The following is a 6,260-nucleotide window of genomic DNA, read 5'->3' as shown; positions in this document are numbered from 1 at the left end:
GGGGCGTCGCGCGCGCTCACCGTGCTCGGCGCGATCGCGCGCCGACCCGGATTCTGGTTGCTCGCCGGTGGGTTCGCGGTCTGCGGCGCGTCGACCAACGGGCTGGTCGGCACCCATTTCGTCAGCGCGGCGCACGATCACGGCATGCCGCCGACCGCCGCGGCGAGCCTGCTGGCCGTCGTCGGCGTCTTCGACGTGGCGGGCACCATCGCGTCCGGCTGGCTGACCGACCGGATCGACCCGCGCTACCTGCTGATCGGCTACTACACGCTGCGTGGACTGTCGCTGCTGATCCTTCCCGCGCTGCTCGGTCCCGACACGCAACCGAGCCTGTGGGTGTTCATCGTCTTCTACGGCCTGGACTGGGTGGCCACGGTGCCGCCGACGGTCGCGCTGTGCCGCGAACTGTTCGGCGCCGACGGCCCGGTCGCCTTCGGCTGGGTGTTCGCCTCCCACCAGATCGGCTCGGCGGTGGCGGCCACCGGCGCGGGTGTCATCCGCGATGTCCAGGGCAGCTACGACCTCGCCTGGTATCTGGCGGGCGGATTGTGCGCCGCCGCTGCCGTGATGTCGGCCGTCATCCGCCGCGCACCGGCCTTCGTCGGTGCGCGCGGTGCGCACTGAACGCACGCGGATGTGCTCGTGGTGGGGGCGATGGCCGCCGGGCGGAGGTTCAGCCGTCGATGGCGTTGTGCGATCGGGACTCGATGGCCGTCCGCTGACGGTCCCAGCGGCTGGGCTCGTCCTTACGGCGCGGCGGGCGATCGTTGGCGATCAGCACCGCGATCCAGGGCAGCGGAATGGACGCGACGATGATCAGGATGGACACCAGCGGATTGCCGAGCGCGCTGTAGGCGATCGCGGCGAGAACCAGGCACGGTATGCGAAACGCCATGATGATCGTGTACCGGCGCACGCGAGCGCGGTGCTGGTCTTCCAGCGAGGGCGCGGCCTCGGTGATCAGCGCCGGGTGTCTGTCGTCATTGCCGGGAAAGTATCCGGGGGAACGGCGGGGCTGCGTCGGCATCGTCACGTCGGGGTGCTCTTCGCGGTCGCGGCCGTCGGCGGATGGGGAATCGCCGTTCTGCTGCATGCCCTGAGTCTTCCACTCGTGGTCCCGCCGCGCACATGCCGTGGTCAGCTCCATGCCGGAACCGGGGTCACTTGTGATGCGATACCGTGGTCGGCTGCTGTGCCGATACCGTGGTCGCCTCTGACTCGATACCGGGCTCAGCTCCCGATCCGAGACCGTGGTCACCCCGGACGCGACACCGTGGTGGCCCGTCTCTCGCGATGCGGCATCATGGAATGCGTGAGCACCGACACCATCGTTCGCCCGGATACGACGACCGACGAGACGACGGGCGACGACACCCCGAAGTTCTTCCATTACGTGAAGAAGGACAAGATCGCCGAGAGCGCCGTGATGGGCACCCACGTGGTCGCGCTGTGCGGAGAGGTCTTCCCGGTGACCCGTTCGCCCAAGCCAGGCTCTCCGGTGTGCCCGGAGTGCAAGAAGGTCTACGACGGCCTACGCAAGGGCGAGTGAGACGCGGATAGGTCGCCGGAGGAGGACGACGCCTTTCGCAGGTCGAACGCGGCCCGCGCAGGCTCGGACGCGGCGGCGTCCGCAGGCGGGGCGCCTTCGTCGCGGTCCGCCATGTCCTCGTCGGCGCCCCCCTCGCCGCGTACCTGATTGGCGATCCACTCCTTCACCTGCTCCATGCGCGTCGCGCGTGCGGGCCAGAACTCCTGCACCGCCGCGTTGAACTCCGCGCCCAGGATCACCGCGAAGCCCAGGAAGAACGTGAAGAGCAGGAACGCGATCGGCGTCGCCAGCGCACCATAGGTGACGCCGGTGCGGGTGACCCACGACAGGTAGCGGCGCAGCACGTCGCTGGCCGCCATGAAGAAGACGCCCGCCACCAGTGCCCCGCCGAAGAGCCGGTGCCAGGGCAGCGAGGTGTGCAGCGCCAGCTTGTACAGGGTGGTGAGCCCGACGATCAGCAGCAGGCCGACGCCCGGGTAGTAGAAGAAATCCAGCATTTGCAGGCCGGTCGCCCGCCAGGCGGTGGGCAGCACCCGGCCGATCAGCGTCGGCCCCAGCGCCACCAGCGGCAGGATGAACACCGCCGCCACCAGGAACAGCACGTACAGCAGCAGCGCGAAGATGCGCTGCCACACCGGGTGACGGGCGTCCTGCTGGTCGTGGGCCTCGACGATGGAGTCGACGAAGGTGGCCATCGCCGACGATCCGGCCCACAACGACAGCACGAAGCCCACCGAGACCACCGCGCCGCGACCGCGGCCGAGTACGTCCCGCACCGTCGGCTCGATGAGGTCGGTGACCACGCTCGCGCTGAACAGTTCCTGGCTGAACGCGATGATCTTCGACTCGACGATCTGCACCGTGTCCGGGCCGAACCAGCCGCCGACGTAACCGAGGCTGCCGAGCACCCCGAGCAACAGCGGCGCCAGCGAGAGCGTCTGCCAGAACGCCGCCGCGGCCGACTTGGCGAAGATGGAATCCGCCCAGGCCTTCTCCGACACCCGCACGATCAGCGAGCCTGCTCGCCTGCCCGCCTCCGCTGTCCGCGCGCCCGCCCGCGCGGCCCACGTCCCGGTACGCACGGCGGTGCCGCGGTGCGACGGTGCGTCGGTCCGCGGCGGATCGCCCGGGCGGGCGCGGTGCTCTGTCATCGTGCTTACAGCATCGCGCACTTCGGCGATCGGTATCGGCGTGCGGACACGACGTGTCGGTGGGCATCGGGTGAACTCCCAGCGTCTCGGCCGGTGGCCTGTGATGCCCGTCGCGCACCTCGCGTCGGTTTGGCGACACGCCGGGCCGGGCCGCTAGGGTCGTCTGCGTGACTGGGTCCGGTGGCGCCGCTGTGGCGGGAGAAGCAGAGACGCCGGGCGATTCGAAAGCAGTGGGCACCCCCGCCGGCGGCTCCCTCCGCGCCTGGCAGCGACGTGCGCTGACGAAGTATCTGGCCACCAAGCCGCGGGACTTCCTCGCCGTGGCCACCCCGGGTGCGGGAAAGACCACGTTCGCGCTGCGCGTGGCCGCCGAACTGCTGGCCGACCGCACCGTGGACCAGGTCACCGTCGTCGCGCCCACCGAACACCTCAAGCACCAGTGGGCGCAGTCCGCGGCGCGCGTCGGCATCGCGCTCGACTCGCGGTTCTCCAACTCCACCGGCGGCACTTCGGGCGACTATCACGGTGTCGTCGTCACGTACGCCCAGGTCGCCGCACATCCCTTCCGTCATCGCGTGCGCACCGAAAACCGCAGGACGCTCGTCGTCCTCGACGAGATCCACCACGCGGGAGACGCCAAGAGCTGGGGTGACGCGACCGCCGAGGCGTTCGGTGACGCCACCCGCCGCCTCGCGCTGACCGGTACCCCGTTCCGCAGCGACGACAGCCAGATTCCGTTCATCGTCTACGAACCCGACGAGTCCGGTTTCCCGAAGTCCCGCGCCGACCACACCTACGGCTACGCCGAGGCGCTCGCCGACGGCGTGGTGCGGCCCGTGGTCTTCCTGGCCTACTCCGGTGAGGCGCACTGGCGCGACAGCGCGGGCGAGGAGTATTCCGCGCGCCTCGGTGAGCCGCTGAACGCCGAGCAGACCGCGCGCGCCTGGCGGACCGCGCTGGACCCGGCGGGCGACTGGATCTCCGCCGTACTGCGCGCCGCCGACATCCGGCTGCGCCAGAAGCGCGCCTCCGGCATGCCCGACGCGGGCGGCCTCGTGATCGCCACCGACCAGGACCGCGCCCGCGATTACGCCGAACTGCTGGAGCACATCTCGGGCGAGAAGCCCGCGCTGGTGCTCTCCGACGACCCGGCCTCCTCCAGCCGCATCGCCGAGTTCAGCAACAGCACGCAGCCCTGGATGGTCGCGGTGCGCATGGTGTCCGAAGGCGTCGACGTACCACGCCTGGCCGTCGGGGTGTACGCGACCAGCGCTTCCACCCCGCTGTACTTCGCACAGGCGATCGGGCGGTTCGTGCGTGCCCGCAAGCCGGGCGAAACCGCGACGGTGTTCCTGCCCTCGGTGCCGGTGCTGCTCGACCTGGCCGCGCAGCTGGAGTTGCAGCGCGACCACGTCATCGGCAAGCCGCACCGCGAGAAGAACGGCCTCGACGACGAACTGCTGATCGAGGCGAACAAGCAGGAGGACGAGCCGGGCGAGCAGGAGAAGTCCTTCGTCGCGCTGGCCGCCGACGCCGAGCTCGACCAGGTGATCTACGACGGATCCTCCTTCGGCACCGCGACTTTCGCCGGCAGCGACGAGGAAGCCGACTATCTGGGGATCCCGGGGCTACTGGATGCCGAGCAGATGCGCGCCCTGCTGCGCGAGCGGCAGGCCAAGCAGGTCTCCGATCGGAGCATGCCCGCGCCCGTCCCCGATCCCGGTCCGCAGGTGGCGAACGCCGCGCAGCGGGTCGCCACGGCCGATCGGCTCGGCGAACTGCGGCGCGAACTCAACAGCCTGGTGGCGATGCATCACCATCGCACCGGAAAACCCCACGGCGTGATCCACGGCGAACTGCGCCGGGAATGCGGCGGGCCGCCGACCGCGCTGGCCTCGGCCGAGCAACTCGGTGAGCGCATCGCCGCGCTGCGCCGGAAATAGCCCGGGTCAACCGGCCGTGGCGGGCCAGGCGGCCATGGCACAGTCGATGGACGCGGTGAGTTCTGTCAGTGACGCGCCGTCCCGTGCCTGGATGGACAGGCCGTACAGGACCGTGGTGTAGAAACCGGCCAGCGCCGCGGTGTCGGTGTCTTCCGGCAGATCGCCCTCGGCGACGCCGCGGTCGAGCCGGCGCCGGATGTCCTCGGTCGTCTCGCGGCGTTTCTCGATCAGGAAGTCGCGGATGCTCGTGTTGCGCGTGGTGTAGGTGGAACCGGCGAGCACGACCATGCAGCCGTGCGGCTTGTTCTCCTGGGTGTAAGCGACCGCGTTGTCCCGCAGCATCGCCTCGATGCCCGCCCGCGCGGTCGGCTCTTCGCGCAGCGCGCGGTCGGTGTAACCGCCGTCGGTGCGGCCGTAGAGTTCGACGGCCGCGCGGAACAGTTCCTCTTTGCCGCCGAACGCGGCGTACAGGCTGGGGGAGTTGATGCCCATCGCGGTGGTGAGGTCGCTCATCGAGGCGCCCTCGTAGCCGTGCTCCCAGAAGACCTCCATCGCGCGGTGCAACGCCTCGGTCCGGTCGAAGGCGCGCGGTCGTCCCCGTCCAGCCATGCCACACCTTTCTGTGTCGATCGTTAAATATACCTATTGACAGCGCCGTGGCCGATGCGCTTGGCTATTTATGTATTGATCGGCACAAAAATAAAGGAGTACCGATGTCGGACCTCACGGGCAAGGTCGCGCTGGTGACCGGCGGCAGTCGCGGTATCGGAGCGGCGATCGCGCGCCGCCTCGCCGCGGCGGGCGCGGACGTCGCGCTGACCTACCAGCACGCCGAGGGGCAGGCGAAGACGGTGGTCGACGCGGTCGAGGCGCTCGGACGCCGAGCCGTCGCGATCCAGGCCGACAGCGCCGACGCCACGGCGGTGCGCGCGGCGGTGGACCGTGCCGCGTCCGAACTCGGCGGGCTGGACATCCTGGTCAACAACGCGGGGATCTTCCCGGCCAAGCCGTTCGAGGAGTTCACCGTCGCGGAGATCGACAACGCGCTCAACGTGCACGCCCGCGCCGCGTTCGTCGGTGCGCAGGCCGCGATCGCGCACATGACCGCCGGCGGGCGGATCATCAGCATCGGCACCAACCTGACCGACCACGCGCCGTTCGCCGGTCTGGCGCTCTACAACCTCAGCAAGTCGGCTCTCAACGGCTTCACCAAGGCGCTGGCCCGGGAACTCGGCCCGCGCGCGATCACGGTGAACCTCGTGCAGCCGGGTTCCACCGACACCGACATGAACCCCGGCGACGGCGCTGACGCGCAGCTGCAGCGTGACCTGACCGCGCTCGGCCGTTTCGGCGCCGTCGAGGATGTCGCGGCCACGGTGGCGTTCCTGGCCGGTCCGTCCGGCCGCAGCGTCACCGGCGCGTTCCTCACCGTGGACAGCGGCACCAACGCCTGATCAACCGGTGAAATACCGTCCGGGCGGTACCCCGACCGTCCGGCGGAACGCCGCGACGTAGGCGCTCGGCGTCGCGTAGCCGACCCGGCCCGCGACCCGGGCGATCGGCAGCCCCGCGGCGAGCAACGGCAGGGAGGCCGCCAGCCGGATCTGCGTGCGCCAT

The 6,260-nt window shown here is 70.2% G+C and carries 8 protein-coding genes; 4 read left to right on the top strand and 4 right to left on the bottom strand.

Going from position 1 to position 6,260, the window contains the following annotated elements:
• Positions 1-624 (top strand): MFS transporter (locus ON19_RS19330; protein WP_043694538.1); only part of this gene is annotated, 624 nt, incomplete at its 5' end.
• Between the two features lie 49 nt (positions 625-673).
• Here the strand turns inward: ON19_RS19330 and ON19_RS19325 are convergent.
• Positions 674-1,027 (bottom strand): DUF3099 domain-containing protein, encoded by a 354-nt coding sequence (locus ON19_RS19325; RefSeq protein WP_043694536.1) that lies wholly within the window; start codon positions 1,025-1,027, stop codon positions 674-676.
• Positions 1,028-1,303: 276 nt separating this feature from the next.
• Between ON19_RS19325 and ON19_RS19320 the strand changes: the two genes are divergently transcribed.
• Positions 1,304-1,549, top strand: a complete 246-nt coding sequence (locus ON19_RS19320) for a DUF3039 domain-containing protein (protein WP_086006669.1) — start codon at positions 1,304-1,306, stop codon at positions 1,547-1,549.
• Here ON19_RS19320 and ON19_RS19315 read toward each other — a convergent pair.
• Entirely contained in the window at positions 1,522-2,700 is a 1,179-nt protein-coding gene (locus ON19_RS19315; protein WP_083899479.1) for a YihY/virulence factor BrkB family protein, read from the bottom strand. The two genes, ON19_RS19320 and ON19_RS19315, sit on opposite strands and share 28 nt — an antisense overlap.
• Positions 2,701-2,891: 191 nt before the next feature.
• Between ON19_RS19315 and ON19_RS19310 the strand changes: the two genes are divergently transcribed.
• Complete coding sequence (locus ON19_RS19310; protein WP_218006450.1) at positions 2,892-4,643, top strand: DEAD/DEAH box helicase; 1,752 nt, start codon at positions 2,892-2,894, stop codon at positions 4,641-4,643.
• Positions 4,644-4,649: 6 nt separating this feature from the next.
• On the opposite strand, the gene ON19_RS19305 is transcribed toward ON19_RS19310, so the two are convergent.
• A complete protein-coding gene (locus ON19_RS19305; RefSeq protein ID WP_043694525.1) occupies positions 4,650-5,252 on the bottom strand; it encodes a TetR/AcrR family transcriptional regulator in 603 nt (200 codons plus the stop codon).
• Between the two features lie 104 nt (positions 5,253-5,356).
• Here ON19_RS19305 and ON19_RS19300 point away from each other — a divergent pair, with 104 nt between their 5' ends.
• Positions 5,357-6,097 carry an SDR family NAD(P)-dependent oxidoreductase gene (locus tag ON19_RS19300; protein ID WP_043694523.1) on the top strand — a complete coding sequence of 247 codons (741 nt, stop codon included), beginning with the start codon at positions 5,357-5,359 and terminating at the stop codon, positions 6,095-6,097.
• Here the strand turns inward: ON19_RS19300 and ON19_RS19295 are convergent, their stop codons facing one another.
• Positions 6,098-6,247 (bottom strand): helix-turn-helix domain-containing protein, encoded by a 150-nt coding sequence (locus tag ON19_RS19295; protein WP_306307051.1) that lies wholly within the window; start codon positions 6,245-6,247, stop codon positions 6,098-6,100.
• Between the last annotated feature and the right edge of the window lie 13 nt (positions 6,248-6,260).

Origin of the sequence: Nocardia abscessus NBRC 100374 (genome assembly GCF_000308455.1) — a bacterium.
Lineage (GTDB): Bacteria > Actinomycetota > Actinomycetes > Mycobacteriales > Mycobacteriaceae > Nocardia > Nocardia abscessus.
Note: the sequence above shows the minus strand (reverse complement) of the source record. Positions and strands in the feature narration are given on the sequence as shown.